27 protein-coding genes, 1 tRNA gene and 1 riboswitch are annotated in these 26,226 nt (G+C 69.6%); of the genes, 9 read left to right on the top strand and 19 right to left on the bottom strand.

Going from position 1 to position 26,226, the window contains the following annotated elements; translation table 11 throughout:
- Window positions 1-74: 74 nt before the first annotated feature.
- The 3 genes from AB0C30_RS19165 to AB0C30_RS19155 form a co-directional block, all read right to left on the bottom strand.
- Entirely contained in the window at window positions 75-380 is a 306-nt protein-coding gene (locus AB0C30_RS19165; protein WP_225291804.1) for a hypothetical protein, read from the bottom strand.
- Window positions 381-793: 413 nt separating this feature from the next.
- A tRNA-Met gene (locus tag AB0C30_RS19160) sits at window positions 794-870 on the bottom strand.
- A 53-nt stretch (window positions 871-923) separates the two neighbouring features.
- Window positions 924-1,964 (bottom strand): LLM class F420-dependent oxidoreductase, encoded by a 1,041-nt coding sequence (locus AB0C30_RS19155; RefSeq protein WP_357945359.1) that lies wholly within the window; start codon window positions 1,962-1,964, stop codon window positions 924-926.
- A gap of 92 nt (window positions 1,965-2,056) precedes the next feature.
- Here AB0C30_RS19155 and AB0C30_RS19150 point away from each other — a divergent pair, with 92 nt between their 5' ends.
- On the top strand, window positions 2,057-2,944 hold the full coding sequence (locus AB0C30_RS19150) for an endonuclease/exonuclease/phosphatase family protein (protein WP_357945356.1): 888 nt from the start codon (window positions 2,057-2,059) through the stop codon (window positions 2,942-2,944).
- Between the two features lie 144 nt (window positions 2,945-3,088).
- Here AB0C30_RS19150 and AB0C30_RS19145 read toward each other — a convergent pair whose 3' ends face one another.
- The 11 genes from AB0C30_RS19145 to AB0C30_RS19095 form a co-directional block, all read right to left on the bottom strand.
- Window positions 3,089-3,652, bottom strand: coding sequence for a nucleotidyltransferase family protein (locus AB0C30_RS19145; protein WP_357945353.1), 564 nt, complete (start codon window positions 3,650-3,652; stop codon window positions 3,089-3,091).
- Complete coding sequence (locus tag AB0C30_RS19140; protein WP_357945351.1) at window positions 3,649-4,740, bottom strand: XdhC/CoxI family protein; 1,092 nt, start codon at window positions 4,738-4,740, stop codon at window positions 3,649-3,651. Before AB0C30_RS19140 ends, AB0C30_RS19145 begins: the two co-directional genes overlap by 4 nt.
- Window positions 4,733-5,803: a VWA domain-containing protein gene (locus tag AB0C30_RS19135; RefSeq protein ID WP_357945348.1), complete on the bottom strand. Its 1,071-nt coding sequence runs from the start codon at window positions 5,801-5,803 to the stop codon at window positions 4,733-4,735. Before AB0C30_RS19135 ends, AB0C30_RS19140 begins: the two co-directional genes overlap by 8 nt.
- A complete protein-coding gene (locus tag AB0C30_RS19130; protein ID WP_357945345.1) occupies window positions 5,796-6,659 on the bottom strand; it encodes a MoxR family ATPase in 864 nt (287 codons plus the stop codon). Before AB0C30_RS19130 ends, AB0C30_RS19135 begins: the two co-directional genes overlap by 8 nt.
- 68 nt (window positions 6,660-6,727) lie before the next feature.
- Complete coding sequence (locus AB0C30_RS19125; RefSeq protein WP_357945343.1) at window positions 6,728-7,198, bottom strand: PH domain-containing protein; 471 nt, start codon at window positions 7,196-7,198, stop codon at window positions 6,728-6,730.
- Window positions 7,199-7,218: 20 nt separating this feature from the next.
- Entirely contained in the window at window positions 7,219-7,689 is a 471-nt protein-coding gene (ribH, locus tag AB0C30_RS19120) for a 6,7-dimethyl-8-ribityllumazine synthase (protein WP_357945340.1), read from the bottom strand.
- Window positions 7,686-8,912 (bottom strand): bifunctional 3,4-dihydroxy-2-butanone-4-phosphate synthase/GTP cyclohydrolase II, encoded by a 1,227-nt coding sequence (locus AB0C30_RS19115; protein WP_357945337.1) that lies wholly within the window; start codon window positions 8,910-8,912, stop codon window positions 7,686-7,688. The genes ribH and AB0C30_RS19115 overlap by 4 nt, the downstream gene beginning before the upstream one ends.
- On the bottom strand, window positions 8,909-9,568 hold the full coding sequence (locus tag AB0C30_RS19110; protein WP_357945335.1) for a nicotinamide mononucleotide transporter family protein: 660 nt from the start codon (window positions 9,566-9,568) through the stop codon (window positions 8,909-8,911). Before AB0C30_RS19110 ends, AB0C30_RS19115 begins: the two co-directional genes overlap by 4 nt.
- Complete coding sequence (locus AB0C30_RS19105; protein WP_357945333.1) at window positions 9,565-10,155, bottom strand: riboflavin synthase; 591 nt, start codon at window positions 10,153-10,155, stop codon at window positions 9,565-9,567. Before AB0C30_RS19105 ends, AB0C30_RS19110 begins: the two co-directional genes overlap by 4 nt.
- Entirely contained in the window at window positions 10,155-11,324 is a 1,170-nt protein-coding gene (gene ribD, locus AB0C30_RS19100) for a bifunctional diaminohydroxyphosphoribosylaminopyrimidine deaminase/5-amino-6-(5-phosphoribosylamino)uracil reductase RibD (protein WP_357945331.1), read from the bottom strand. The genes AB0C30_RS19105 and ribD overlap by 1 nt, the downstream gene beginning before the upstream one ends.
- 102 nt (window positions 11,325-11,426) lie before the next feature.
- A riboswitch (FMN riboswitch) is annotated at window positions 11,427-11,557 on the bottom strand.
- Window positions 11,558-11,757: 200 nt separating this feature from the next.
- Window positions 11,758-12,567, bottom strand: a complete 810-nt coding sequence (locus AB0C30_RS19095; RefSeq protein ID WP_357945328.1) for an oxygenase MpaB family protein — start codon at window positions 12,565-12,567, stop codon at window positions 11,758-11,760.
- A 269-nt stretch (window positions 12,568-12,836) separates the two neighbouring features.
- Between AB0C30_RS19095 and AB0C30_RS19090 the strand changes: the two genes are divergently transcribed.
- The 5 genes from AB0C30_RS19090 to AB0C30_RS19070 are packed head-to-tail and all read left to right on the top strand — an operon-like array spanning window position 12,837 to window position 18,707.
- Complete coding sequence (locus AB0C30_RS19090; protein ID WP_357945326.1) at window positions 12,837-13,838, top strand: ABC transporter permease; 1,002 nt, start codon at window positions 12,837-12,839, stop codon at window positions 13,836-13,838.
- A 9-nt stretch (window positions 13,839-13,847) separates the two neighbouring features.
- A complete protein-coding gene (locus AB0C30_RS19085) occupies window positions 13,848-15,632 on the top strand; it encodes an ABC transporter substrate-binding protein (RefSeq protein ID WP_357945324.1) in 1,785 nt (594 codons plus the stop codon).
- Window positions 15,633-15,685: 53 nt separating this feature from the next.
- On the top strand, window positions 15,686-16,666 hold the full coding sequence (locus AB0C30_RS19080; protein ID WP_357945321.1) for an ABC transporter permease: 981 nt from the start codon (window positions 15,686-15,688) through the stop codon (window positions 16,664-16,666).
- Window positions 16,666-17,679, top strand: coding sequence for an ABC transporter ATP-binding protein (locus tag AB0C30_RS19075; RefSeq protein ID WP_357945318.1), 1,014 nt, complete (start codon window positions 16,666-16,668; stop codon window positions 17,677-17,679). The genes AB0C30_RS19080 and AB0C30_RS19075 overlap by 1 nt, the downstream gene beginning before the upstream one ends.
- Window positions 17,676-18,707, top strand: a complete 1,032-nt coding sequence (locus AB0C30_RS19070) for a dipeptide ABC transporter ATP-binding protein (protein WP_357945315.1) — start codon at window positions 17,676-17,678, stop codon at window positions 18,705-18,707. The genes AB0C30_RS19075 and AB0C30_RS19070 overlap by 4 nt, the downstream gene beginning before the upstream one ends.
- A gap of 60 nt (window positions 18,708-18,767) precedes the next feature.
- On the opposite strand, the gene rpe is transcribed toward AB0C30_RS19070, so the two are convergent.
- The 3 genes from rpe to AB0C30_RS19055 all read right to left on the bottom strand — a co-directional run bounded on the left by rpe (window position 18,768) and on the right by AB0C30_RS19055 (window position 20,919).
- Window positions 18,768-19,448 carry a ribulose-phosphate 3-epimerase gene (rpe, locus tag AB0C30_RS19065; RefSeq protein ID WP_357945312.1) on the bottom strand — a complete coding sequence of 227 codons (681 nt, stop codon included), beginning with the start codon at window positions 19,446-19,448 and terminating at the stop codon, window positions 18,768-18,770.
- Window positions 19,449-19,564: 116 nt separating this feature from the next.
- Window positions 19,565-20,533, bottom strand: coding sequence for an aminoglycoside phosphotransferase family protein (locus AB0C30_RS19060; RefSeq protein ID WP_357945310.1), 969 nt, complete (start codon window positions 20,531-20,533; stop codon window positions 19,565-19,567).
- A 50-nt stretch (window positions 20,534-20,583) separates the two neighbouring features.
- The gene (locus tag AB0C30_RS19055) at window positions 20,584-20,919 is read right to left on the bottom strand and encodes a helix-turn-helix domain-containing protein (protein ID WP_357945307.1); all 336 of its coding nucleotides are present in this window, start codon (window positions 20,917-20,919) and stop codon (window positions 20,584-20,586) included.
- Between the two features lie 85 nt (window positions 20,920-21,004).
- On the opposite strand from AB0C30_RS19055, the gene AB0C30_RS19050 reads away from it, so the two are divergent.
- Window positions 21,005-22,453, top strand: coding sequence for an MFS transporter (locus tag AB0C30_RS19050; RefSeq protein ID WP_357945304.1), 1,449 nt, complete (start codon window positions 21,005-21,007; stop codon window positions 22,451-22,453).
- A gap of 129 nt (window positions 22,454-22,582) precedes the next feature.
- Window positions 22,583-22,900, top strand: coding sequence for a hypothetical protein (locus tag AB0C30_RS19045; RefSeq protein WP_357945301.1), 318 nt, complete (start codon window positions 22,583-22,585; stop codon window positions 22,898-22,900).
- A gap of 75 nt (window positions 22,901-22,975) precedes the next feature.
- Here AB0C30_RS19045 and AB0C30_RS19040 read toward each other — a convergent pair whose 3' ends face one another.
- Together AB0C30_RS19040 and AB0C30_RS19035 are read right to left on the bottom strand one after the other, a co-directional pair.
- Complete coding sequence (locus AB0C30_RS19040; protein ID WP_357945298.1) at window positions 22,976-24,436, bottom strand: MFS transporter; 1,461 nt, start codon at window positions 24,434-24,436, stop codon at window positions 22,976-22,978.
- Between the two features lie 127 nt (window positions 24,437-24,563).
- Window positions 24,564-25,502, bottom strand: a complete 939-nt coding sequence (locus AB0C30_RS19035) for an aldo/keto reductase (RefSeq protein ID WP_357945295.1) — start codon at window positions 25,500-25,502, stop codon at window positions 24,564-24,566.
- A gap of 91 nt (window positions 25,503-25,593) precedes the next feature.
- On the opposite strand from AB0C30_RS19035, the gene AB0C30_RS19030 reads away from it, so the two are divergent.
- Window positions 25,594-26,214, top strand: a complete 621-nt coding sequence (locus AB0C30_RS19030; protein ID WP_357945292.1) for a TetR/AcrR family transcriptional regulator — start codon at window positions 25,594-25,596, stop codon at window positions 26,212-26,214.
- Window positions 26,215-26,226 lie beyond the last annotated feature (12 nt).

The following is a 26,226-nucleotide window of genomic DNA, read 5'->3' as shown; positions in this document are numbered from 1 at the left end:
AGGAGCGATCAGGGCAGGACGCCGCCACTGTCAACCCGCTGGGGTACCCAGACGTCTAATGACGGACGAGCGCGTCACGCCCGGGGCGCATCGTCCTCGGGCCAGTCCTCGGCGTAGATCAGCGCGAGTTCTTGCCACACCTCGTCCACGGGTCGTCCCTGCACCCGCGCGAGGTGCCGTACGAGCAGGAGGATGAGATGCAGGGAGGCCATCGCGGCGACCTCCCGCGGAACCTCGTTGATGACCCGGCCGATCACCTGCAGGCCGATGGGGTCGCTGGTGTCGCCGCTCTCCCGTGCTTCCAGAGCGACGGTGACCATCGCCAGCACGGCGTTCATGTGCTCTTTGAGGAAAGCGCCCCGCTGAGGGCTGCCTGTCATGACTAGTGCACCTTCCGGCATGGAGGGATTGGCGCCCTGGGGCACCCGAACCAGCATGCCGTCTCAGCCGGTGCGATGCGCATCGATTCGCCCAGGAGACCGCTTACCGTCCTGGGCAGTCTTTCGCAACCCGCACTCACCACGCGAACTTCTGTATGCCCGGATTCGGTGACGCGCCGACGACCAACGCATCCGAAGCCAGCCCGACATGAAGAACGTCCGCCCTCCTGGAGAAGAGCTGGACGCATTGAGGCCCGGGCCGAACACGAACCTCGACTTCTGGGTAAGCGCACCAGGCGAAGCCCTTTGCGCGCCGGCACGGCGCCCCCAGAAGCACAGCCCGAGCGAAGCGAGGCATTGTGGCTGGACGCGCGAAAAGGCCCTCCAGGATTATCCTGAAGGGCCTTTTACCTTGGTAGCGGGGGCAGGATTTGAACCTACGACCTCTGGGTTATGAGCCCAGCGAGCTACCGAACTGCTCCACCCCGCGTCGCAAGAGAAAGACTATCGGATCCGGGGAGTGCTTCGGTCGCCCGGCGGAAATCAGGAGGCGATTTCCTTGATCCGCTCGATCAGCTTCACCCGCTCCTCGTGCGTCGCCCCGAACGGCGCGATGTTGAGCGTCGTCACCCCGGACTCCTTCATCGCCGCCACCCGGTCCCGGACGAACCCGTCGCTCCCGATGAGCGACATGCTCTCCAGCAACTCATGCGGCACCAGCGCCGCCGCCTCCTCCTTCTTCCCGTCGAGGTACAGCTCCTGGATCGCCTCGGCCTCCTTCTCGTAGCCGTAGCGCCGCGCGAGGTCGTTGTAGAAGTTGCGGCCCTTGGCGCCCATGCCGCCGATGTACAGCGCCGCCATCGGCCGCCCGAACTCCAGCAGCCCCGCCACGTCGTCGCCGATCGCCAGCGACGCCTGCGCGATCACGTCCAGCTCGCCCAGCTCGTCCTGCCGCTTGGCCCGCCCGGCGGCCAGCGACGGGCCCCACACGTCGGCGGCCTTCTCGGGTACGTAGAAGATCGGCTCCCAGCCCTCGGCGAGCTCGGCGGCCAGCTCGACGTTCTTGGGGCCGATGGCCGCGATCACGATGGGGATGCGGGGGCGTACCGGATGGTTGATGATCTTCAGCGGCTTGCCGAGCCCGGTCCCCTGGCCGGGCGGCAGCGGCAGCGTGTAGTGCTTGCCCTCGTACTCCAGGCGCTCGCGCCGCCACACCTGGCGGCAGATCTCGATGATCTCCCTCGTACGGGCCAGCGGCGCGGTGTACGGCACGCCGTGGAAGCCCTCGATCACCTGCGGCCCCGAGGCGCCGAGACCCAGCGTGAAGCGCCCGTCGGAGACGTAGTCCAGGCCCGCGGCGGTCATCGCCAGCAGCGCCGGGGTGCGCGAGTAGATCGGCAGGATCCCGGAGGCGATCTCCAGCCGCTCGGTCTTGGCCGCGATGTAGCCCATCTGGCTGACGGCGTCGAAGCTGTAGGCCTCGGCGACGAAGACGATGTCGAGACCCGCCTTCTCGTAGTCGGCCAACTCGGCGACCGACTCCTTGAAGCCGCCCGAGTAGTTCAGTGCCATACCGATGCGCATGCCGGGCTCCCGATGAACCGAATGTTGTTCCGTTGCGACGGCAACAGGTTAGCGCGCCGCGTCACCGGCAGCGAGCGGCTAGCCTGGGTCGAATGCTGAAGCGCGTCGTCATCGCCGTGTCCGCCGTGCTCGCCGTGGGACTGGCGGGGCATCAGCTGATCCCGGTGCTCGGCGGGTTCACCCCGGTGATGGAGAGCCTGCTGCCCTGGTTCGGACTGATCGTGCCGATGCTGCTCGTGGCGGCCGTCGTGGCACGCTCCAAGCTGGCCACGGCCGCGGCGCTCGTGCCCGGCGTGGTGTGGGCGTCCATGTTCGGCTCCACGCTGATGCGCACCCCGCCCGGTGGCCAGAGCGACCTGGCGGTCGGCACGGTCAACGTGGGCGTCACCAACAGCGCCTCGGGCGAGGCGGTGCGTCGCATCGCCGAAGACCTCGACCTGCTGGCGGCCCAGGAGCTGACCAGCGGCGGCCCGGCCGCCAAGCAGCTCAACAAGATGTTCAAGTACCACTATCCGGTGAGCACGGTCGGCCTGTGGAGCCGCTACCCGATCACCGAGACCAAGCCGCTCGACGTCGGCATGGGCTGGCCGCGCGCGCTGCGGGCCGTGGTGGCCACGCCCAAGGGCAAGGTCACCGTGTACGTCATGCACCTGGCCTCCGCCCGCCCCGGCCACACCGCCTCGCGCGATGAGTCCCTGGCCCACGCCCGCAAGCTCATCGACGCCGACCCGAGCAAGCGGATCCTGCTGCTCGGCGACCTCAACACCGCCACCACCGACCGGGGCATGCAGGGACTCACTCCGCCGCTGACGGACGCGCAGCTCACGGCGGGCGACGGCTTCGGGTTCACCTGGCCGTCGGAGTTCCCGATCACCAGGCCGGACCACATCCTGTTCAAGGGGATGACGGCGACCAAGGCGGGGGTGGCCCCGGCGACGGGCAGCGACCACCGCGCCGCGATCGCGTCACTGCGCCTCTAGCGCGCAAGTGCGGTGACCGTCCCCGGGTGGTCCGTCCACACGACCGTCTCGATCCCTGTGACGGTCCCGTCGTGGCTGGGGTCCTTTTAGCGGGGTACCCCCTTCGGGGGAGAGGAAGAACGGATGCCCGGCGAACGTTCGCGGTCAGGTCTCCAGCAGCGACAGGTCCTCAGGGGTGTCGATGTCGGCCGGGTCGCCCAGCCCGTCGCACGGCACCTCCGTGACCAGCTCGGGATGCGCCTTCAGAAACGGTCTCGCCCCCACATCCCCCACGGCCAGTGCGGCGACGGCGGCGAAGTGGCGGCGGGCGATCAGCACGGGGTTGCGGCGCCGGCCGCCATAGGTCGCCACGGCCACCTCGGCACCGGCGTCCACCAGGGCGCGTACCGCCGCGGGCCCGATGAACGGCTGATCCACCAGCGCGATGACCACCGACTCGGCCTCCTCGGGCAGCGCGGCCAGCCCCACCCTCAGGGACGAGCCCATGCCCGTCGCCCAGTCCGGGTTGCGGACGGTCACCGCCCGGCGCACCTGTACGGTCGCCGCCCCGAGCACGACCACCACCGGATGGCAGCCGCCGTCCTCCAGCAGCCGCACGCCCCGGTCCACGAGCCGTTCGCCCTCGTACTCGACCAGCGCCTTCGGTGTGCCCAACCGGGCGCCCTGCCCGGCGGCGAGCAGCAGCCCGGCCACCCGGGAGCCTTTCATGGCGTCTCCTGGTGGATGCGCCCCTCGGTGTGGGTCAGCGGCCGCCCCGAACCGCCCCAGCGCAGCTGGATCAGCTCGGCGGCGATCGACACCGCCGTCTCCTCGGGGGTCCGGGCGCCCAGGTCGAGGCCGATGGGCGACCTCAGCCGGGCCAGCTCGTCCTCGGTCAGGCCCGCCTCGCGCAGCCGGGCCAGCCGGTCGTCGTGGGTGCGGCGCGAGCCCATGGCGCCGACGTAGCCCGCGCCGGTACGCAGCGCCACCTCCAGCAGCGGCACGTCGAACTTGGGGTCATGGGTGAGCACGCAGATGACCGTGCGCTCGTCCACCTGTACCGAGGCCAGGTAGTCGTGCGGCCACTTGACCACCACCTCGTCCGCGTCCGGGAAGCGCTTGGGGGTGGCGAAGACGGGCCGCGCGTCGCAGACGGTCACGTGATAGCCCAGGAACTTGCCCACCCGCGCCACCGCCGCGGCGAAGTCGATCGCCCCGAACACCAGCATCCGCGGCGGCGGCGCGAACGACTGCACGAACACCGCCAGGTCGTCCAGCCGCCGCTCGCCCTGCCCGCCGTAGTGCCTGATGCCCGTCGCGCCCTGGGCCAGCATGCCGCGGGCGTCATCGTCGACGGCCTCGTCGAGCCGGTCCAGGCCGAGCGTGCCCGAGGAGCGGTCCGGCCAGATGACGCGCCGGGCGCCCATCCGCCCGGGTCCGGAGACGATCGTGGCGACCGCCACGGGCTCGTGCGCGTTCACGGACGCCGCGATGTCGCCCAGCTGGGGAAAGGTCTCGGCCGAGATGGGTTCGACGAGGATGTCGATGATGCCGCCGCAGGTCAGCCCGACGGCGAACGCGTCGTCGTCGCTCACGCCGTACCTCTGGAGGATGGGTGTGTCGATCTCGGTGGCCAGCTCGAACACCGCGCCCTCGACGCACCCGCCGGACACGCTGCCGACCACTTCGTCGCCGCGCACCGCCATGGCCGCGCCCGGCGCGCGGGGCGCGCTGCTGAACGTGCTCACCACTGTGGCGAGCCCGAACTTGTGCCCCGATCTCCACCAGCGCATGATCTCCGGCAGCACGTCACGCATGGGCGAGCCTCTCACTGAGTTCTTCGAAGGCGGCCAGGCTGTGCCCGGCCACCAGATCGTCCAGGTACGGCAGAGCGGCCCGCATGCCGCCGGTCAGCGGCTGGTAGTCCGCGTACCCCTTGTGCGGGTTGACCCAGATGACCCGGTGCGCCTGCCTGGCCAGGCGGGCCATCTGTGTGCCGAGGAGTTCCGGGTCGCCCCGTTCCCAGCCGTCCGAGGCGATCACCGCGATCGCCCCTCTCGCGCTGGCGCGGGTGAGGTATTCCCTCAGCTCCTCGCCCAGCCTGGTCCCGCCACTCCAGTCGGGCACGGCCTTGGACACCTCGTTCAGCGCCGTGCCGGGGTCGCGGTGGCGCAGCTCGGCGGTGATCGGGGTGAGCCTGGTGCCGATGGAGTAGACCCTGGTGGCCCGCGGCTCGCTCCTGACCAGGGCGTGCGCGAAGCGCAGCAGCGTCTCGGCGTAGGGAGCCATGGAGCCGCTGACGTCCACGAGCAGCACGACGCGGCGCGGCCTGGTGGTGTGCCGCCGGCGGCGCAACCGCGCGACCTCGCCCTTCGTGAGCGCGTCCCGGATCGTCCGCCGCTGGTCCAGAACGCCCCGGTGCGCGGCCTCGAACCGCCGCGAGCGCCGCTGCGCGCGCCGGCCGCGCAGCATGGACAGCATCCGGTGCACCTCCGCCCGTTCGGCCTCGGTCAGCCGGGCCACGTCCCGGTTGCGCAGGATCTCGGTACGGCTGGCGGTGCCGGGCACGGCCTCGGCCTCGCCCTCCTGCTCCTCCTGCTCGGTGGCGGCGGTGTGGCGGGTGACGGTCGTGGTGCTGGTACGGCTGACCTTGGCGGTCCTGCCGCCGAAGTAGGCGGCGAAGCAGCGGTCGTACCTGGGCAGGTCGTCGGGTGTGGCGCAGAGGGTGAAGCGGCCGGCCCAGTAGACGTCGGCCGGAGCGGCCACGTCGAGGTGGTCGAGGGCCAGCAGCAGGTTGCGGGTGCGCTCGTGGTCGGCGGCGACGCCCGCGGCGCGCAGTGTCCTGGCGAAGCCCGTCATGGTGGCGGCCAGCTCACGCATGGAGGAGCCCGTTGCCCAGGACGTTCTCGACGTCCTCGCGGTATTTCAGCGCGGCGCCCAGCGTGGCCGCCGCGCGGCCGGGGTCGAGCTCCTTGGCGCCCAGCGTGAGCAGCGCCTCGGTCCAGTCGAGCGTCTCGGCGACGCCGGGCGGCTTGACCAGCCCGGCCTGCCGCAGCCGCGCCGCCGCCTGAGCAACCTGGGCGGCCAGCGTCTCGGTGCACTCGGGCAGGCGGCGCAGCAGGATCGCCACTTCCCTGTCGAAGTCCGGGTGCTCCAGCCAGTGGTAGAGGCAGCGGCGCTTGAGCGCGTCGTGCACCTCACGGGTCCGGTTGGAGGTGACGACCACGACCGGCGGCGTCTTGGCGCTGACCGTGCCCAGCTCGGGGATGGAGATCGTGAAGTCCGACAGCACTTCCAGCAGGAACGCCTCGAACTCGTCGTCGGCCCGGTCGATCTCGTCCACGAGCAGCACGCTGGGCTGCGTCTCGACGGCCTTGAGCAGCGGCCTGGCGATCAGGAACCGGCGATCGTAGATCTCGCCTTCGAGGCGGCCCACGTCGGTGATCCCGGCGGCCTCGGCGGCTTTGAGGTGGAGCAGCTGGCGGGCGAAGTCCCAGTCGTACAGCGCCTGAGCGGCGTCGAGCCCCTCGTAGCACTGCAGCCGGATCAGCGGCGCCTCCAGCAGCGCGGCCAGGGTCTTGGCCAGCTCGGTCTTGCCCACCCCCGCCTCCCCTTCGAGGAAGAGCGGCCGGCCCATCCTGAGCGCCAGGAACGCGGCCGTGGCCAGGCCCTCGTCGGCCAGGTAGGCGTGCCGGTCGAGCAGCTCGATGAGGTTGTCCGGAGACTGGATGTCCATTGCCGTGATTGTCCGCCGCAGCACGCCTTCAGGCTACGCGCCACTTGGTCCACGCGAGAATCCCGCGCTCAGCGCTCCTCCGCGTCCTCTCCGCCCTTCGCCTCTCCGCGCTCGTGGATCAGGGCGGCCAGCTCGGCCGTGGCGCGGTGGGCGCGGGCCTTCTCCGAGCCCTGGATGCCCATCGCGCCGATGGTGCGGCCGTCGGAGAAGTCCAGCTTGGGCCAGGGCTCGCCGACCAGCAGGGTCACGTCCAGGACCTCCGGCCAGCTGTAGCGGTGGGTACGGATGGCGTTGACGATCGTCAGGCCCGTCTCGTCGGCCTCGACCCGCACCCGGCCCAGCAGGTGCAGGACGAAGGCCACCAGGCAGCCGAACAGCACGAGCCCGATCCGGTCCACCAGCTGGAACGGCTCGGCGATGAGGACGGCCATCACCACCGAGCCGAGGACGATCACCGTCGCGGAGCCGTACGCGACGAATCTCCCCCGGCGGGGACGCCAGGTGATGGGCAGCGGCGGGGGAGTCATCGGCTCGGACACGAACGGAAACCTATCGCAGGTCAGTGGAGGGTCTTCAGGAGGAGGGCGGTCTCCAGCGCGGCGATGGCCGACTCATAGCCCTTGTCCTCCTTGCTGCCCGGCAGGCCCGAGCGGTCGAGTGCCTGGTCGAGCGTCTCGCAGGTGAGCACGCCGTTGCCGACCGGGGTCTCCTCGTCGAGTGAGATCCGGGTCAGGCCGGCGGTCACCGAGTCGCAGACGTACGCGAAATGCGCGGTCTCGCCCTTGATGACCGCGCCCAGCGCCACCACCGCGTCGCAGCGGCGGGCCAGCGCCTGGGCGATGACCGGGATCTCCAGCGAGCCGGGCACCCGTACGACGGTGGCCGTGGCGCCGCTGTCCTCGCACGCCTGGAGGGCGCGGGCGAGGAGCTGGTCGGTGATCTTGGCGTGCCAGCCGGCGGCGACCACGCCCACCGTCAGTCCCGCGGCGTCCGGTGCCGCGGCTGCCGCTGGACGTCCTTCCCCGCTCATGAAGCCTCCGAGATGTCGTGGCCGAGGCGGTCGCGCTTGGCCTTGAGGTAGCGCTCGTTGTAGGGGTTCATCGCCACCGGCATGGGCTCGCGGCCGAGCACCTTGATGCCGTAGCCGTCCATGCCCTTGAGCTTGGCCGGGTTGTTGGTGAGCAGGCGTACGGACTTGACGCCGAGGTCGGCCAGGATCTGCGCGGCGTTGGAGAACTCGCGGGCGTCGACCGGCAGGCCCAGCTCGATGTTCGCGTCGACGGTGTCGCTGCCGGCGTCCTGGAGGCTGTACGCCCTGAGCTTGGCCAGCAGGCCGATGCCCCGGCCCTCGTGACCGCGCAGGTAGACCACGACGCCGCGGCCCTCCTGCGCGATGGCGGACATGGCGTGGTCGAGCTGCACGCCGCAGTCGCAGCGCAGCGAGCCGAACACGTCGCCGGTCAGGCATTCGGAGTGGGCGCGGACCAGGATGTTCTCGCCGGCCGAGTCGCCGGACAGGTCGCCGTAGACGAGCGCGATGTGCTCGCCGCCGTCGAGCGCGCTGGCGTAGCCGTAGGCCCGCCACATCCCGTACGCGTTGGGCACGTTCGTCTCGGCGACCCTGGTGACCATGCTCTCGGTCCTGCGCCGGTAGTCGACCAGCTGCTCGATGGAGATGAGCGCCAGATCGTGCTCGTCGGCGAAGGTCCGCAGCTCGGGCAGCCGGGCCATGGTGCCGTCGTCGTTGACGATCTCGGCCAGGACGCCCGCGGGGCTGAGCCCGGCGAGCCTGGCCAGGTCGACGGCCGCCTCGGTGTGGCCGCGCCGGCTCAGCACGCCGCCCTCGTGGTAGCGCAGCGGGAAGATGTGGCCCGGCCGGACCAGCTCGTAGGGCTCGGTGGCGGAGTCGGCGAGTGTACGGATCGTCCTGGCGCGGTCGGCGGCGGAGATGCCGGTGGTCACGCCGTCGCGGGCGTCGACGCTGATCGTGTACGCGGTGCGCAGCCGCTCCCGGTTCTGGAACACCATGAGGGGCAGGCCCAGCCGGTCCAGCTCCTTGCCCTCCATGGGCACGCAGATGACGCCGCTGGTGTGCCGGATGGTGAACGTGAGCAGCTCGGGAGTGGCCTTGGAGGCGGCGAAGATGATGTCGCCCTCGTTCTCCCGGTTCTCGTCGTCGACGACCAGGACGGGCTTGCCGTTACGGATGTCGTCGATCGCCCGTTCGACCGGGTCGAGGATGGTCTCGGTCATGATGCCACCGCCAGTTCCGCGGGAGCGCTCTGGTACTCCCTGAGCCATTTCACGAAGCCGTACAGCACGAGCACGAAGAAGACCCCGTAGACGGCGCCGGAGACGACCAGGCCCGAGCTGAACGCCAGCGGCACGCCGACCAGGTCGACGGCCACCCAGATGATCCAGAAGTCGACCAGCGCCCGGCCCTGCGCCCAGGTGGCGACCGCGCTGCCGACGAAAATGTAGGCGTCGGCGGCCACCAGGAACGCGCCCTTCGGCAGCGGCACGCTGGCCCCCCACGACAGGTGGGTGAAGAAGAACAACACGCCGACGAGGACGGTGCCCAGCGCCATCACGCCGATGTAGGCGGTCCGCTCGCGCGCCGTGGCCGGGCGTACGGTCAGCTGCTTGCCGCCTTCCGTGCCGCGCCGCCACGCCCACCAGCCGTAGACGGCCAGCGCCCCGAACATCGCCTGCTTGAGCGCGTTGCCGGTGATGCCCGCGTTGATCGAGGCGATGAACAGCAGCACCGAGCCGGTGAGCTGCACCGGCCACGTCCACACCGACTTGCGTATCGCCAGCAGGACGGTGCTCAGCGCGGCGATGTTGCCGACCAGGTCCGTCCAGAGGACATGCGTACCGAATACCTCGAATCCGGCGTTGGCCCAGTTCACTGCTTGCCCACCAGCCTTTCCACGTACTTCGCGATCACGTCGACCTCGATGTTCACCATGTCGCCCACTTCGCGCTCGCCCATCGTGGTCAGCTTCAGCGTGGTGGGGATGAGACTCACGCCGAAGCCGTCGTCGTCAACCGTGGTGACCGTCAAGCTGATTCCGTCGATGGCGATCGAACCCTTCTCCGCCACGTAACGGGCGAGGGATTCGGGGAGGGAGAAGCGGAGGTTGTCCCAGTTCGCCCCGGGTTCCCGGGATCGCAGAACGGCCGTGCCGTCGACATGGCCCTGCACGATGTGGCCGCCGAGACGCTGGTCGGCCCGTACGGCCCGCTCCAGGTTCACCGCGGACCCCACGTCCAGGGCGCCGAGCGAACTGCGGTCGAGCGACTCCTTGATCACGTCCACGGTGAACACGTCGTCCTGGACGTCCACGACCGTCAGGCAGACGCCGTTGACGGCGATCGAGTCACCGTGGCGCGCGTCGGAGGTGACGATCGGGCCGCGGACGGACAGCCGCGCCGAGTCGCCCACCGCCTCGACGGCCACGACGTCACCTTTTTCCTCGATGATTCCGGTGAACATCAACTCTCCTTGCGTGGTGGTGCGAGCACCGGCCGCGCGGTCAGCCGCAGGTCCGGTCCAATGGGGGAAACGTCGTCGAAGGCCAGCCGGTGGGTGGCGGCGATGGTCGCCACGCCCGCCTCGCCGAGCGCGGCCGGTCCGGCGCCCAGGAGGGCCGGGGCGAGGTAGGCGATGACGCGGTCGATCAGGCCCTGGCGCAGGAACGCGCCCGCGAGCGTCGGGCCGCCTTCCAGGAACACGCTGACGACCTCGCGCGCGGCCAGTTCGCGGAGGAGGGCGTGCAGGTCGAGGCCGCCGTCCTGGCGCGGCAGCCGGATCAGGTCGGCCTTGAGGCGGGTCTCGACGTCGTCGGCGACCGCGACGAGCGTGGGCGCCGCGCCGTCCAGCACCCTGGCGCCGGAGGGGGTACGCGCCTCGGAGTCGACCACGACGCGCAGCGGCACGCGTACGGCGGGCCGGGCTTCGCCGTCCGGGCTCGTCGGACGGCTCGCGTCGGCCGGGCTGGTCGGATCGCTCGCGTCGGCCGGGTGGCTCGGGCGGGCGGTGAGGTGGGGGTCGTCGGCGAGGACCGTGCCGATGCCGGCGATGATCGCATCGGACTCGGCGCGCAGCCGGTGGACGTCGGCTCGGGCCTCGGGGGAAGTGATCCACTGGCTGGTGCCGTCGGGGGCGGCCGACCGGCCGTCGAGGGTGGCGGCGAACTTCCAGGTCACGTACGGCCTGCCGAGCCGGGCGTACGTGAGCCACTCGGCGTTGACCCGCTCAGCCTCCTCGGCGAGCAGCCCGGACTCCACGGCTACCCCGTGCGCGCGCAGCCGCGCGGCGCCTCCGGCGGCCTTGGGCGTGGGATCGGCGACCGCCACCACCACCCGCGCGACGCCCGCGTCGAGCAGCGCCAGGCTGCACGGCCCGGTCCTGCCGGTGTGGTCGCAGGGTTCGAGCGTCACGTACGCGGTGCCGCCGCGGGCCCGCTCCCCCGCCGCGCGCAGCGCGACGACCTCGGCGTGCGGGCCACCGGCGTAGGCGTGGAAGCCCTCGCCGGCGACGTTCCCCGAGGCGTCGAGGACGACGCAGCCGACGACGGGGTTCGGGCTGGTGGCGCCCCGCCCGCACGCGGCCAGCTCGACGGCCCGCGCCATGTGCGCGGTGTCTTCAGCGGGTGTCTCCACCCCGGGCCTCCTACTCGCCAGTAGCTCCAAGCCACGGCGGGCCCCGGGGGGTATGGCGGTGCGCGTACGCACCGCAGTGGCGCCCGGCTCAAGGCCGGACACCCGCGCGCTTCCTCCCATCCGGACTTTAACCGTCGGTCCCGGAATTTCACCGAGTCAACCGGCCGATGGCATCGGCCGGGTCGCGGACTGTAACCGCCGGTTCGGAATTTCACCGACCCCGGAGCACGCTAGCTCTCTTCTCACACCAGTCTGCCATGCCGACAAAAGCGGATGCGACCGCCCCCTACTATGCCAAACAAGCGCTCGCTTGGTCAACGCGCGCCGCGGGACGACTGACAGTGGGTAATGGAAGGGCAGAAGGTCAGGCAGTGGGACAGCCGAAGGTCAGACGGTGGAACGGCGGGAGACCAGGTGCCAAGACAGCCGCAGGTCAGGCGGCCATGAGACGGCGGGCGAGACGGGCGGCCGGGCTGTAACGGACCTGCGCCGGGATCAGCCCCAGCCCGGTGTGCAGCGCCTTCAGCGTGGTCGTCGCCCACAGGTCACCGACCGGGGTGGCGGGCAGGCCGTACAGCCGCCTGGCCCAGCGCGGGAGCGTCGCGAACGCCAGCAGCGTCACCCCCGGCAGGACCGGCTTGAGCGGGGTGAGCAGCAGCGGGAGCGGCGCGGTGAGCGACAGGCGGAGCGGGTGCGCCGCCTCGGGGACGAATCGCAGACCGGGACGTTCCCCCTCGATGTAGTCCCGCAACTCGCCCACGGTGCCGGGGACGGAGGCCGGGTCGAGACCGACGACCTCGGCGGCCCGTCGCCATTCGGCCACGAAGGTGTCCGCCTCGGCGTCCGTCAGCTTGACGCCGCCCCGGCGCGCCACTGACAGGTAGGAGTCGACCTCCCCCACGTGCACCCAGCGCAGCGCATTCGGATCGTCGAGGTGGAAGCGCTCGCCCGTGTCCGGATCCCACGCGGTCAGCTTGGCGTGGATCCTGCGGACCCGGCGGCCGGCCCGCTCTACCTCCTCGTGCGTCCCGTACGTACGGACCCGGACGAATTCCGTCGTCCGCGTGAAACGCGACCACGCCTCGTTCGGGTCCATCAGAGAGGAGTTCTGCAGCACGCCGCGCATCGCCTTGGGGTGCAGCCCCTGCATCAGCAGCGCCCGCAATCCGCCGACCAGCAGGATCGGCTCGCCCATCACCCGCCAGGTCACCGAATCGGGCCCGAAGAGCCCATGGTCCTCCATAAGCGGACAGTTACCCAGGTAACGCCTGCTTCATGTCACAGCATCATCTTGTTTATGCATTGATTCCGTGATTAAGAAAACATCACCTCAGCAGATCATGACATCGCATACATGACCAGGTCAACGGCATAGAAGGCACGACCGCATCGATATTTCACAACAAAACAATCAAACCCTGGCGAAGCATTGCCTCCAGCTGATCAGGCCTGCAAATCTGCCATATGGCCTGAAACTTCCCGTTCTGGCATGTTCCTTGGGAGTCCTGTTAGATGACCACACCGACGTCCACCGCACCAGAGATCGACGCGACGTCCGTGACCGAAGCACCGGATGCGGTGGGCCGATCGCCCGGCCAGCTCATGTGGCTGCGCTTCCGGCGGGACCGCACCGGGGTCATCTCCGCCGCGATCGTGATCTTCTTCTTCCTGGTCGCCATCCTCGCGCCGGTCATCTCCTTGGTGTACGGCAAGGACCCGTACACCCTGTACGGCCAGGACCGGCCCGGACTGCTCAACGACTTCGGCTACGCGATGGCGCCCAACGGCGGGATCAGCTCGGAGTTCTGGTTCGGCATCGAGCCCAACCTGGGCCGTGACGTGTTCACGCAGCTCATCTACGGGATCAGGACCTCGCTGCTGATCGCGGTGGTGGCGACCATCCTCACCACCCTGATCGGCATCGTGGTCGGCATCATCGCCGGGTACGCCGGCGGCAAGACCGACTTCTTCATCGGCCGGATCATCGACCTGATGCTGTCGTTCCCGCAGGTGCTGTTCATCATCGCGTTCACGCCGGTGGTGGACCAGCTGCTGGTGCCCTCCAACGAGGAGACCCCGGTGTGGCTGCGGGCGGTCACGCTGACCATCCTGCTCACCGTCTTCGGCTGGGCCGGGCTGGCCAGGCTGCTGCGCGGCCAGGTGCTGTCGATGCGCGAGCGCGAGTTCGTGGAGGCCGCCAAGGTCACCGGCGCCTCCCCCGCCAGGATCGTGTTCAAGGAGCTGCTGCCCAACCTCTGGACCCCGATCCTCATCCAGTCGACGCTGCTGCTGCCCGCCCTGGTCACGGCCGAGGCGGCGCTGTCCTTCCTGGGGGTCGGGATGGGCGAGCAGGTCCCCGACTGGGGCCGGATGTTCCTGCGGGCCACGCAGGTCTACCAGAACGACATCACCTATCTCATCTTCCCCGGCGTCGCACTGCTGATCTTCGTCATCGCCTTCAACCTGCTCGGTGACTCGGTCCGCGACGCCTTCGACCCCAAGATCAAGCGCTAGAGGAGAGAAATGAATCACCGCAAACGGTCGGCTCTCGCGGTTGTCGCGGCGGCCTCGCTGGCGTTGGTCGGCGCCTGCGCGCCGGGCAACGCGGGCGCTCCGTCGAGCGCCCCCGCGAGCGCGGGCGCCTCGTCTGCGCCGGCGGCGGCCTACAAGCCCCCGACGATCACCCTGGGCACCGCGGAGGACTCCAAAGGCCCCGCCATCCCGCCGGAGGGCGTCGTCAAGGGCGGCACCGTCACCATGATCGACCGGGACGACTTCGCCCACTTCGACCCGGCCCAGATCTACGTGAACACCGACGCGAACTTCGGCCTGCTCATCAGCCGCGGCCTGACCGGTTACAAGCGGATCGCCAAGGGCGAGTACAAGCTGGTCGGCGACCTGGCCGTTGACGCGGGCACGCCGTCCGACGGCGGCAAGACCTGGACGTTCACCCTGAAGGACGGGGTGAAGTGGCAAGACGGCAGCCCGATCACCTCAGCCGACGTGAAGTGGTCCGTCGAGCGGATGTTCGCCCCCTTCGTCACGTTCGGGCCGAACTACATTCAGACGTGGCTCACCTCCGAGGACTACAAGAAGGCCTACCCCGGCCCGTACGGCGGCAAGGAACTCGACAACATCGAGACCCCTGACGACAAGACGGTCGTCTTCAAGTTCAAGTCGCCGCACGCCGACGCCAACTACGCCTTCGCCATGGCGGGCTACAACATCGTGCCCAAGGCCAAGGACACCAAGGAGAAGTACGACAAGGAGCCCGTCTCCTCCGGTCCGTACATCATCAAGTCGCACGTCGTCGACAAGTCCCTCGAGCTGGCCCGCAACCCCAACTGGGACGCCGCCACCGACCCGATCCGCGGCGCGTACCCGGACGTGTGGAAGATGGAGTTCGGCCAGGAGGCCACTCAGGTGACCGACCGGTTCGTGGCCGACTCAGGACCCGACCAGACGGCGTTCACGTTCTACTCCAACACCCCGGCGGAGCGGCTGCAGCAGGTGCTGGGCGACGCCAGCCTGGCCGACCGCCGCATGATCAGCCCGTCGCCGTACGGCAACTACTACTACTTCAACCTCGACCGGGTGAAGGACCAGAAGATCCGTCAGGCGATCAACTACGCCTGGCCGGCCAAGCAGATCCAGCAGGCCCTGGGCGGCCCGCAGGCCGTGGCGCTGCCGACGACGATCCTCAACGAGAACACCACGGTCGGCTACAAGCCGTACGACCTGTTCGGGAAGCTGGCCAAGCCCGAGGGCGACATCGAGAAGGCCAAGCAGCTGCTGGCCGAGTCGAGCAACCCGCACCCGACCATCGTCTACGCCTACAACAACCTGCCCACCCAGGAGCCGGTCACCCTGGTGATCAAGAACGCCCTGGAGAAGGCCGGGATCAAGGTCGTGGCCAAGTCGCTGGACCGTAAGACGTACTACGACTCGATCAGCCAGACGAAGAACGAGTTCGACCTGTACTGGGGCGGCTGGGGCGCCGACTGGCCGTCCGGCTCCACCGTGATGCCGATCATCTTCGGCCCGGTCTCCGACGGCGGGCAGAACATGAGCCACCTCAACGACCCGACGGTCAAGGCCGAGATGAAGAAGATCTCGGAGAACCCGGACATCAACGCGGCCAACGAGGCCTGGATGAACCTCGACAAGCAGATCCAGGAGACCATCACCCCGCTGGTCGTGGCCGAGAACCGGATCGGCACCTTCCTGCACGGCTCCAAGGTGGGCGGCGCCGAGATCGATCCGCAGCAGTGGATCGTCTCGCCGAACACCATCTTCGTGAAGCAGTAGCACCGCCGCTCCGGGCGCCGTCGCGGCGCCCGGAGCGCCCTTTTGGAGATCTCGTGCTTCGATTCCTGACCCGCCGCGTCATCGGCGCCGCGGTCATCCTCGTGATCATCTCGGGGGTGACCTTCTTCCTGTTCTTCGTGATCCCCGCCGACCCGGCTCGGCTGGCGTGCGGCAAGGTCTGCCCGCCGGAGACGCTGGCGCAGGCCAGGCACAACCTGGGCCTCGACCAGCCGGTCGTGGTGCAGTTCGTGTCGTGGCTCGGGGGGATCTTCTTCGGCCGGAACTTCGAGGGCCTCGGCAACTGCCCCGCGCCCTGTCTCGGCTACTCCTTCGTCAACCGCGCCCCGGTCTTCGAGACCATCATCGACCGGCTGCCCGTCACCATCGCGCTGACGATCGGCGCCTCGGTGATCTTCCTGACGTTCGGCGTGGCGACCGGCATCCTCGCCGCGCTGCGCCAGGGCAAGCCGCTCGACAAGATCGCCAGCATCTCGTCGCTGGTCGGCGCCTCGATGCAGATCTACTTCGTCGGCACGCTGGCCATGTACTTCTTCGTCTACCAGGCGCACATCTTCCCGCAACCCAAGTACATCCCGATCACCGAGGATCCGCTCGGCTGGTTCGGAGGGCTGCTGCTGCCCTGGATCGTGCTGGCGATCATCTTCACCGCCAACTACACCAGGATGACCCGCTCCACGATGGTGGAGAACCTGGCCGAGGACTACGTACGAACCGCCAGGGCCAAGGGCATGTCCGGCAGGAGCGTGGTGCTGCGCTTCGCCCTGCGCGGCACGCTGACCCCGATCATCACCATCTTCGGCGTGGACCTGGGCATGCTCATCGGCGGCGCGATCATCACCGAGACCACGTTCGGGCTGCAGGGGATCGGCCGCCTGTCGGTCCGCGCGGTCGACAACTCCGACCTGCCCACACTGATGGCCACCGTCCTGGTGGCAGCGGGCGCGATCGTGGTGATGAACATCGTCGTCGACGCCCTGTACGCCGTCATCGATCCCCGCGTGAGGCTGAGCTGATGTTCCTTGAGGTCAACGAGCTCACCGTCGACTTCCACACCGAGGACGGCGTGGTCCACGCGGTGGACCGGCTCTCCTTCCAGGTGGAGCAGGGGACCACGCTCGGCATCGTGGGAGAGTCGGGCTCGGGCAAGTCGGTGACGAACCTGGCCGTGCTCGGCCTGCACAACCCGGAGACGGCGAAGATCTCCGGCAGCATCACCTTCGACGGCCAGGAGCTGATCGGCGCGTCCAGGTCCACGATGGAGAAGCTGCGCGGCGACCGGATCGCGATGATCTTCCAGGACCCGCTGACGTCGCTGTCGCCGTTCCACACGATCGGCGCGCAGATCGCCGAGGTGTACCGCAAGCACAAGGGCGTCTCGCGGTCGTCCGCTCGGGACCGGGCGATCGAGATGCTGGACCGGGTCGGCATCCCGCAGCCGAAGGTCCGCGTCGACGACTACCCGCACCAGTTCTCCGGGGGCATGCGCCAGCGCGCGATGATCGCCATGGCGCTGGTCTGCGACCCCGGTCTGCTGATCGCCGACGAGCCGACGACCGCGCTCGACGTCACCGTACAGGCGCAGATCCTCGACCTGCTGAGCGAGCTGCAGGAGCAGTCGGGCACGGCGATCGTGCTGATCACCCACGACCTGGGCGTGGTGGCCAACACCGCGCACAACGTGCTGGTCATGTACGCCGGGCGGGCCGTGGAGCGGGGCACGATGCACGAGGTGCTGCGCGAGCCGCGCCATCCGTACACCTGGGGGCTGCTGGGCTCGATGCCCAGCCTGCGCCGCCCGGTGGACCTGCCGCTGGAGCCGGTGCGCGGCACCCCGCCCAGCCTGATCAACCTGCCGTCCGGCTGCGCGTTCCACCCGCGCTGCGACTACATGAAGCTGCTGGGCAAGGAGGTGTGCGCCGGTGACCGGCCCGAGCTGTCGCCCGAACACGGCCACGGCGACGCCTGCTTCCTGACGCTCAAACAGAAGGCGGAGCAGCTCAGGCGACCAGTTGAGGAGACGAAGTGACGGAGAAGCTGCTGGAGCTGTCCGGGGTGGTGAAGCACTTCCCCGTCAGAGGCGGCTTCCTGGTCAAGCACCAGGTCGGCGTGGTGCACGCGGTGGACGGCATCGACCTGACCGTGCACGCGGGCGAGACGCTCGGCCTGGTCGGCGAGTCGGGCTGCGGCAAGTCGACGACCGGACGGCTGGCGGCCCGGCTGCTGGAGCCGACCGGCGGCCGCATCACCTATGACGGCCGCGACATCACCCACGCGGGCCGCCGCGAGCTCAAGCCGATCAGGCCCGAGATCCAGATGGTCTTCCAGGACCCGTACTCCTCGCTGAACCCACGGCACACGGTCGGCTCGATCATCCGCGGCCCGATGGACATCAACGACATCAACCCGCCCGGCGGCCGGGAGGCCCGCGCCAGGGAGCTGCTGGAGATCGTCGGCCTGAACCCCGAGCACTACAACCGCTTCCCGCACGAGTTCTCCGGCGGCCAGCGGCAGCGCATCGGCGTCGCCAGGGCCCTGGCCCTGGAGCCCCGGCTGATCGTGGCCGACGAGCCGGTGTCCGCGCTGGACGTGTCGATCCAGGCCCAGGTGATCAACCTGCTGCAGCAGTTGCAGCGGGACATGGGGATCGCGTTCCTGTTCATCGCGCACGACCTGGCGGTGGTCCGGCACTTCTCGCAGCGGGTCGCGGTGATGTACCTGGGGAAGATCGTCGAGATCGCGGACCGGGAGTCGCTCTATGAGCGGCCGCGCCATCCGTACACGCACGCGCTCTTGTCGGCGGTGCCGGACGCGGACGTGGAGGGGCCGGCGCGGCAGCGGATCCGGTTGGCGGGGGACGTCCCGTCGCCGCTCAATCCGCCGTCGGGGTGCCGCTTCCGTACGCGGTGCTGGAAGGCGCAGGAGAAGTGCGCGGTGGAGGAGCCGCCGCTGACGCGACTGTCGGGCAACCACGAGGGCCACCTGACCGCCTGCCACTTCCCCGAGGCCCCCACCACGCAGGGCGAGGACGTGGTGCTGGACCCGGCGCTGGCGTGATCACGCCGTTCTGATCGACCGTCCGGCCCGCCGTGCTTCTCGCGGCGGGCCGGACGTCTTTCACAACCGTTTTTCTGGTACGGCCTGAGCTTGTTCGGCCTGGAATCGGAGGGCGTCGACCGCCGCCGCCGGGTCCGAGGCGCCATAGACGGCGCTGCCCGCCACGAAGACGTCCGCGCCGGCCACCACGCAGCGCTCGATGGTGTCCGCGTCCACGCCCCCGTCCACCTGGAGCCAGATCTGCCCGCCGTGCCGCTCGATCAGGGCGCGGGCCCGGCGGATCTTGGGCAGCACCATGTCGAGGAACTTCTGCCCCCCGAACCCCGGCTCGACCGTCATCAGCAGGAGCATGTCGACCTCACCCAGCAGATCCTCGTAGGGTTCGATCGCCGTGGCCGGGTTGAACGCGATGGCCGCCCGCGCGCCCAGCGACCGGATCTCGCGCAGCGTGCGCACCGGCGACTTCGCCGCCTCCACGTGGATCGTGACGCTGCCCGCGCCCGCCTCGGCGTAGGGCGGGGCCCAGCGGTCGGGGTCCTCGATCATGAGGTGACAGTCGAGCGGCATCGAGGTCGCCTTGCGCAGCGCCTCGACCACGGGCAGCCCGAGGGTCAGGTTGGGCACGAAGTGGTTGTCCATGACATCCACGTGCAGCCAGTCGGCATTGGTGACGGCCGCGGCCTCGTCGGCGAGCCTGGCGAAGTCGGCGGACAGGATGCTGGGCGAGATCTGTAGGGCCATGATGGTCAGAGTCTATTGAACGGCGCTCACACCCGCAGCGGTGCGGGGCCTTCACCGGTTCCCGCGCCGCCTTCATGGGGCGTTCGCCGCTTCACGGACGGTTTCACAGGTGGGTTTCACTGACGGTCCCGCAGCCAGCGCAGCGAGGCCAGCCCCAGCGCGACCATCATGTCCACCAAGTGGCGATCGGCCCCCGCTCCCGCCGAGGCGGCGATCCGGAGCAGAAACCCGGAGTGCATCGCCAGCACCGCATCGATCTGAGCCGGATCGAGGTCGCGGGTCAGCGGATGCTCCTCGGCGAGCGACTGCGGATCCATCCCGCTGAGCGACACGCTTGCCAGCAGCGTCACCACGTCGCAGTGACCGGCCCCGACCCATGCGTGCGGCCAGTCGACGACGAAGACGCGCTCCGCGCTCAGCATGATGTTGAACGGATACAGGTCCCCATGCAGCAGCGTCTGACCAGCCAGAGCAGGTGCGGCGCCCTCCTCCATCGCGGCGAGTTCGTCGAGATGGCCGGCCGCCCACGGCGAAAGCGCACCGATCCTCCGCACGACGGCGCTCTCGACGCCGGCGGCGCCCTTCGCCAGTGCCACCCAGCCACCCAGCCGCGGCCCACCCAGGAACGCCCCGTCCACCGGTGACGGAGTCAAGGCCCGCACCAGATCGGTGACAGCCGCCAGAACCCGCTCGAGTTCCGCACGCCGCCACGGCTGGGCGGGCAGCCGTCCCGGAATCTCCTCGAATATCAGCGCGACCCAGTCACCGTCGTCATAGGCGTCCAGCAACCGTGGCACCGGCACCGTCCGGGGAAGCCGCCGCGAGATCGCGATCTCCCTACGGTGGAAGGCCGCCACCGAGGGCGCCGTCAACGTACTCGCCGCCTTCACGAACGCGCCCCCGCCACCCGCCAGACGCACACGCGCGGCCAAGCCCTCGGAGAACCCGCCCGGCTGACTGACCGCGCCGACCACCCCGTCACCGAGCAGCCGCTCGATCCCCGCCGCCACCTCCTCGGGCACGGCCGCCCAGGCGATCCTCCTGCCGCCCGTAGCCCGCGGGAGCACACCCCACTCGCGCGCCATCGTGCTCCTTCCCGCTCTGGCCACCAGGGATCAGCGGTCGAGCAGCAGCCTCACAGCGGGCCGCTGTCGGGCGACTCGGCCGCGGCGAGGCGCAGGATCGGGTCGAGCAGGCCCGGGAAGCGGTCGCGTAGATCGTCGGAGCGCAGCCGGATCCGCCGGTGCCGGCCGTCGACGGTCATGCTGATCAGACCGGCCTCGCGCAGGATCCGCCAGTGGTTGGACAGCGTCGATATCGGCACATCCAACCCGTCGGCCAGAACGGCACAGGTCGACTCGGGATTGCCCCTGGCCCGCCGTACCAACTCCAGGCGTACCGGATCGCTGAGCGCGTGCAGCACCGGCGCGAGCGTCAGCGCCTCGCGCGCGGGCTGGGGTAGCGGTCGCATGCCTCGACGATACCCGACCGTTCGATAGTTCGGAATTATGGAACTATGGTGTGCGGGAGCATCCACCTCACGAGAGGAAACAGCGTTGACCGCACACGAAGACGCGACGACGGCTGGATCGAGCCGAGCGGCCTTGCTCACGGTGACCTGCCTGGGCCAGTTCATGGTGCTGCTCGACAGCACGATCGTCGGTGCGGCACTGCCCGACATGCAGCACCGGTTACACATCCAGTTGAGCGGCCTGCAATGGATCGTCGACGCCTACGTCCTGCTGGTCGCCATGCTGTTGCTGTCCGGCGGCGTCTTCGCCGACCGCTTCGGCCGCAAGCGGGTGTTCTTGGCCGGCGTCGCGGTGTTCACCGTCGCGTCCTTGCTGTGCGCCGTCGCGCCCTCGATCGGCTGGCTGATCACCGGCCGGGTGGTGCAGGGCATCGGGGCCGCGGCGCTGAGCCCCGCCTCGCTGGCCCTGCTCGCCGCCGCGTACCCCGTTCCGCAGGAACGCGTCAAAGCGATCGGGCTGTGGGCCGGATACAGCGGAATCGGCCTGGCCGCCGGTCCGCTGGCCGGTGGCATTCTGGTGGACTCCTTCGGCTGGCCCGCCATATTCCTCGTCAATCTGCCCATCGGCGCGGTCCTGCTGCTGGCCGGTCTGCGCATCCTGGGCGAGTCCCGCAATCCCGGCGCGCCGGCGATCGACATCCCGGGGACGGTCCTGTCCGTCCTGGGCGTGGGGGCGCTGACCTATGGGCTGATCGAGGGCGGTTCGCGTGGCTGGACCTCGCCGGTGATCCTGGGGAGCTTCGCCGCCGCGATGGTGCTGCTCGCCGTCTTCGTCGTCGTCGAAGGACGTGGTTCGACGCCGATGCTGCCGCTGCGGCTGTTCCGGCAGCGGCTGTTCACGGTGTCCAACACGGCGATGGTCGTGGTGGGGTTCGCGCTCATGGGTTCGGCCTTCTTCTTCTCCCAGTTCTTCGTGTACGTCCAGGGCAGTTCGATTCTGCGTGCCGGCCTGCAGACCCTGCCCGCCTCCCTGGCCATGGTGATCGTCAGCCCGTACGCGGGCCGGCTCGCCGCCAGATACGGCTTCCGGATCGTGGTCACCAGCGGCCTGGCCCTGGCCGGGCTGGGACTGCTGGCGCTGGGCCTCGTACACGCGGACACCGGCTACGGGAACGTGTGGTGGCGGCTGGCGATCGTCGGCATCGGTTTCGCTCTGACCATGTCCCCGCTGACCGGCGCCGCCATCCAGGCGGTCAGCCCGCAGGAGGGCGGCCTCGCCTCGGGCATCAGCAGCACCACCCGGCAGATCGGCGCGGTACTCGGCGTGGCGGTGCTCGGAGCCATCGTCCGTACCCGGGAATCCGGTGGCGCCTCCTTCGAGGCCGGCCTCAACAGCGCCTTCATCGCGGCCGGCGCCGTCACCTTGGCCGGCGCCGTGTTCACGGGCCTGTGGCTGGCGAGGTCCAAGCCCGCGGAAGTCTCGGCGCCGCGGGCACAACCCACCGACTCACCCACGGCCACGACACCCTCCTGACCCGCCATCTCGATCGCGCCTGTGTCCACGCCCGGATGGCGGCGGTATGCCTGACGTGCGGCAATCAGTTGAGCATGCAGTTCCCCGAAGCCCTGCGGCACAGGATGAGTCGCGGGCTACGCTCACCGCATGACCGCTCTCCAGCACCGCGCGCAACTTGCCGACCGCGTCCAACGGCTCGAAGCGGCCGCTTTCACGCTCGGTTTCGACCTGGGGGACATCAAGGACGCGGTGGACCAACTCCCGCACACGATCCGCCAGGAGATCCTCGGATACATCGAGCCGGTCTTCGAGAAAATCATGGCGGGCAACGCTTCGCCGGCCGCGAAGGAGCAGTTGGACCAGCTTGAGCGGCGCCTGAAAGACCTGATCGAAGCGCGCTTCGGTCAGGTTGACGCCAAACTGGACCAACTCCTGATGGCTCTACCGCAAACGCCTCCGCGCTAAGCCCAGGCTGGTGGGATGCGGGTCAGCTGTAGCGTTCGCGGCGAATCCGGGCATGAACTTCTGCATCGCACGATCTCAGCTTTTGGCCGGGTTACCGGGGCGGAAGAGAGCGGCCACCAGCGCCGCTACCGCGAGGCTGGTCACGGCGCCTACGAGCACCGCCAGATGCATGCCGTTCAGGACGCCGTCGACGTTCGCCTCGACGCCGGTGACCGTGCCGGCGCCGTAGAGCGCGACGGCGGCCAGCGCGGGAGTGCCGAGGGTCAGGGCGATCTGCTGGCTCATGGTGCTCAAACCGGTGGCCAGGCCCTGCTCCTCGTCAGGCAGGCCGGAGGTGGCGATGACCGTGTAGGAGACCAGGCCCATGGCATGGCCGAAGAACGCGACCGCGACGGCGGCGAGGACGATGTAGATGCCCGCGGCGCCTTCGCCCACGGTCAGCAGCCCCAGGAGGCCCAGCCCCTGGACCGCCAGGGCGATGACGAGGGTCCGCTTGCCGCCGATGGCGCCGATCACCCGGGGGGCGAGGAGCCCGCCCGCGATGGCCGCGATGCTGGACCCGCCGAACGCCAGGCCGGAGGCGAGCGGCTGGTAGTCGAGGACGTCCTGCAGATAGAGCGTCATCTGGAAGACGACCGCGCTGGGCATGCTGATGACGATGATCCCGGCGAAGTTGCCCCAGCGGACAGTGGGCCTCTTGAGCACACTGACCGGTGCCAGCGGGTGCGGGCTGCGTAGTTCGATGAACCAGAACGCGACCAGCAGGAGCGCGGCGAGGATCAGGCAGCCGATGACGACGGGATCGCCCCAGCCGTTCCGCTCGGTCGCGGAGATGCCGTAGACCAGGCTCACCAGGCCGCCGGTGACCGCGACCGCGCCGGGAATGTCGAGGCGGCGGCGAATCCGCTCGCCGGTGTCGCTCAGCACGCGCGGGGCGATGAGCACGATGAGCGCGACGACCGGCAGGTTGATCAGGAAGGCCCAGCGCCAGCTCAGCAGCTCGGTCAGCACGCCGCCGAGCACCGACCCGAGCGCGAAGCCGCCGGTCAGCAGGGTGCCGTTGAGCCCGAGGGCGCGCCGGCGGAGCGGGCCTTCCGGGAAGGACGTGGTGAGCAGCGACATCGCGGCGGGTGTCGCCATCGCGGTGGCCAGCCCCTGCCCGATACGCCCGGCCAGGAGCATGCCCGGCGACTGCGCCAGGCCGCCGACCAGCGATGCCACGCCGAGGAGCAGCATTCCCGCCAGGAAGAGGTTGCGCCGGCCGAACAGGTCGGCGACGCGGCCGAACAGCAGGGTGCAGCCCGCGGCGGGCAGCATGAACCCCGTGACGATCCATTGCAGGTTGCTCAGCTCGAAGCCCAGCTCGGAGCCGATCGTCGGCACGGCGATGTTGAGTACCGAGAAGTCGACCGCGAGCATGAACTGGGCGCCGAGCAGGAGAACCAGGATCAACTTGTGCCGGGACGTCATCTGGTTCTCGATGGGTTCGTCCCGCGCCTGCTTGCCCGGATCGAGCGTGGAGTCGAGCTCCGTCATGCTGTTCCTCTCGCCTGATGCTCTCGTACGTCGGAGTGCTCGATCACGGGTTCGCGAGGGTCGATCGCGGCCCGTGAGCGAGCCAACAGCAAGAGGAACACCGGCGAGCCGCAGCGGGTTGCAGGAATCAGCCGAGCGGGACGTCTGACGAGCGGGAGGGGATGGCGTCGAGTGTGCCGAGCATGTCGCGGTCGAAGGTGATCGTACCGGCGGCGATGTTCTCGTCGAGGTGCTCGATGCTGGCGGTACCGGGGATGAGCAGGACGTGGGGCGCGTGGTGCAGCAGCCAGGCGAGGCCGACCTGTACGGGCGTGCGGCCGAGGGACGTCGCGGCAGCGTGGACGGCCGCTTCGTCGGTCACCTTCGGCATCTGGGGGAAGGCGCCGCCGAGGGGGAAGAACGGCACCCAGGCGATGCCCTCGGTCCGGCACAGTTCGAGCACGGCTTCGTCGTCGCGGGTGACGAGGCTGTAGGCGTTCTGCACACAGGCGATGCCGGCGGGGATCGCTCGGCGCAGCCCGTCGAGGGTGACACTGCCCAGCCCGATCGCGCCGATCTTGCCCTCGTCGCGCATCGCCGTCATCACGGCGAGCTGGTCGTCGATGTCGACCACCTGATCGCCCGTGGCCCGCACTCCGGGACCGGAGTCGGGACGGCGCAGGTTCACGACCGGGATCTGCTCCAGGCCGAGGCTGATGAGGTTGTCCTCGACGCTGGCGCGGAGTTCTTCGGGCCGCTGTGCGAGCCGCAGCGGGATCGGACCGTCGGGGTCGGGGGTGGCGCCGACCTTGCTGACGACCATGACGTCGTCCTCCGGCCGGATCGCCTCGCGGAGGAGCCCGTTGACGAAGCCGTTGCCGTAGAACTGGGCGGTGTCGATGTGGTCGACGCCGGAGTCGATCGCCCGGCGCAGGACCGCCAGGGCCGCGTCACGGTCGTCGTGCAGGCGGCTGAGCTGCATGGCGCCATATCCGATGCGGGACACGGTACGCCCGGCGAACTGAGCGGTGCCGCCGGGCCGAGGAACATTGACCGGCTCATCGGAAAGGGTGTTGCTGGAGGTCATGATAATCCCATCCAGGTAAGATGCCAGAGATAACGGAGGAACCTCCGCTATCTCTGACCGACTATAGAGCAATATCGGAGGTACCTCCACTTTGACTTCGCCCGAACCGGCGTCCGCCGAAACCGCCGCAGGACAGCCGGCCACGACACAGCGCCCGCTCCGCGCCCACGCCCAGCGCAACCGGGACAACCTCATCGCCGTCGCCCGGACCGCCTTCGCGGCCGCCGACGACACCGTCCCGCTCGAAAGCATCGCCCGTGAGGCGGGCGTCGGGATCGGCACCCTCTATCGCCATTTCCCCACCCGCGAAGCACTCGTGGAGGCGGTCTACGCCGCCGAACTCGACAACATCACGACGAGCGCCCCGGCGCTGCTCGAACAACTCCCGCCGCAGCTCGCGCTGCGCGCCTGGCTGGAGCGCTACGCGGCGTTCGCCGCGATGAAACGCGGCATGGCCGACGCACTGCGCGCCGGGCAGGCCTCAGGCCGCATCCCGACAGCCACCACCAGGGAACGCATCACCGCCGCGATCACGGCGATCCTCGCCAAGGGAGCCGACACGGGCTCACTCCGTGCGGACGTCGACCCCGACGACGTCGCCACGATGCTCTTGGGCATCTTTCTCGCCACAGCGGCCCGCGATACCCCCGAGCAGACCGGCCGACTCCTCGACCTGCTCGTTGACGCCCTACTCCCCAATCCAGGCCGCTAGCGGGGGTGCGGG

Source organism: Nonomuraea sp. NPDC048901 (assembly GCF_040649695.1).
Lineage (GTDB): Bacteria > Actinomycetota > Actinomycetes > Streptosporangiales > Streptosporangiaceae > Nonomuraea.
This window is presented reverse-complemented; position numbering and strand designations above follow the sequence as displayed.

What these genes read in the sequence shown, in the direction of transcription:
- AB0C30_RS19165 (WP_225291804.1), bottom strand. Translation starts at nt 380, where the DNA reads ATGACAGGCAGCCCTCAGCGGGGCGCTTTCCTCAAAGAGCACATGAAC.
- AB0C30_RS19155 (WP_357945359.1), bottom strand. Translation starts at nt 1,964, where the DNA reads ATGCGCATCGGTATGGCACTGAACTACTCGGGCGGCTTCAAGGAGTCG.
- AB0C30_RS19150 (WP_357945356.1), top strand. Translation starts at nt 2,057, where the DNA reads ATGCTGAAGCGCGTCGTCATCGCCGTGTCCGCCGTGCTCGCCGTGGGA.
- AB0C30_RS19145 (WP_357945353.1), bottom strand. Translation starts at nt 3,652, where the DNA reads ATGAAAGGCTCCCGGGTGGCCGGGCTGCTGCTCGCCGCCGGGCAGGGC.
- AB0C30_RS19140 (WP_357945351.1), bottom strand. Translation starts at nt 4,740, where the DNA reads ATGCGTGACGTGCTGCCGGAGATCATGCGCTGGTGGAGATCGGGGCAC.
- AB0C30_RS19135 (WP_357945348.1), bottom strand. Translation starts at nt 5,803, where the DNA reads ATGCGTGAGCTGGCCGCCACCATGACGGGCTTCGCCAGGACACTGCGC.
- AB0C30_RS19130 (WP_357945345.1), bottom strand. Translation starts at nt 6,659, where the DNA reads ATGGACATCCAGTCTCCGGACAACCTCATCGAGCTGCTCGACCGGCAC.
- ribH (WP_357945340.1), bottom strand. Translation starts at nt 7,689, where the DNA reads ATGAGCGGGGAAGGACGTCCAGCGGCAGCCGCGGCACCGGACGCCGCG.
- AB0C30_RS19115 (WP_357945337.1), bottom strand. Translation starts at nt 8,912, where the DNA reads ATGACCGAGACCATCCTCGACCCGGTCGAACGGGCGATCGACGACATC.
- AB0C30_RS19105 (WP_357945333.1), bottom strand. Translation starts at nt 10,155, where the DNA reads ATGTTCACCGGAATCATCGAGGAAAAAGGTGACGTCGTGGCCGTCGAG.
- AB0C30_RS19095 (WP_357945328.1), bottom strand. Translation starts at nt 12,567, where the DNA reads ATGGAGGACCATGGGCTCTTCGGGCCCGATTCGGTGACCTGGCGGGTG.
- AB0C30_RS19090 (WP_357945326.1), top strand. Translation starts at nt 12,837, where the DNA reads ATGACCACACCGACGTCCACCGCACCAGAGATCGACGCGACGTCCGTG.
- AB0C30_RS19085 (WP_357945324.1), top strand. Translation starts at nt 13,848, where the DNA reads ATGAATCACCGCAAACGGTCGGCTCTCGCGGTTGTCGCGGCGGCCTCG.
- AB0C30_RS19075 (WP_357945318.1), top strand. Translation starts at nt 16,666, where the DNA reads ATGTTCCTTGAGGTCAACGAGCTCACCGTCGACTTCCACACCGAGGAC.
- rpe (WP_357945312.1), bottom strand. Translation starts at nt 19,448, where the DNA reads ATGGCCCTACAGATCTCGCCCAGCATCCTGTCCGCCGACTTCGCCAGG.
- AB0C30_RS19060 (WP_357945310.1), bottom strand. Translation starts at nt 20,533, where the DNA reads ATGGCGCGCGAGTGGGGTGTGCTCCCGCGGGCTACGGGCGGCAGGAGG.
- AB0C30_RS19055 (WP_357945307.1), bottom strand. Translation starts at nt 20,919, where the DNA reads ATGCGACCGCTACCCCAGCCCGCGCGCGAGGCGCTGACGCTCGCGCCG.
- AB0C30_RS19045 (WP_357945301.1), top strand. Translation starts at nt 22,583, where the DNA reads ATGACCGCTCTCCAGCACCGCGCGCAACTTGCCGACCGCGTCCAACGG.
- AB0C30_RS19040 (WP_357945298.1), bottom strand. Translation starts at nt 24,436, where the DNA reads ATGACGGAGCTCGACTCCACGCTCGATCCGGGCAAGCAGGCGCGGGAC.
- AB0C30_RS19035 (WP_357945295.1), bottom strand. Translation starts at nt 25,502, where the DNA reads ATGACCTCCAGCAACACCCTTTCCGATGAGCCGGTCAATGTTCCTCGG.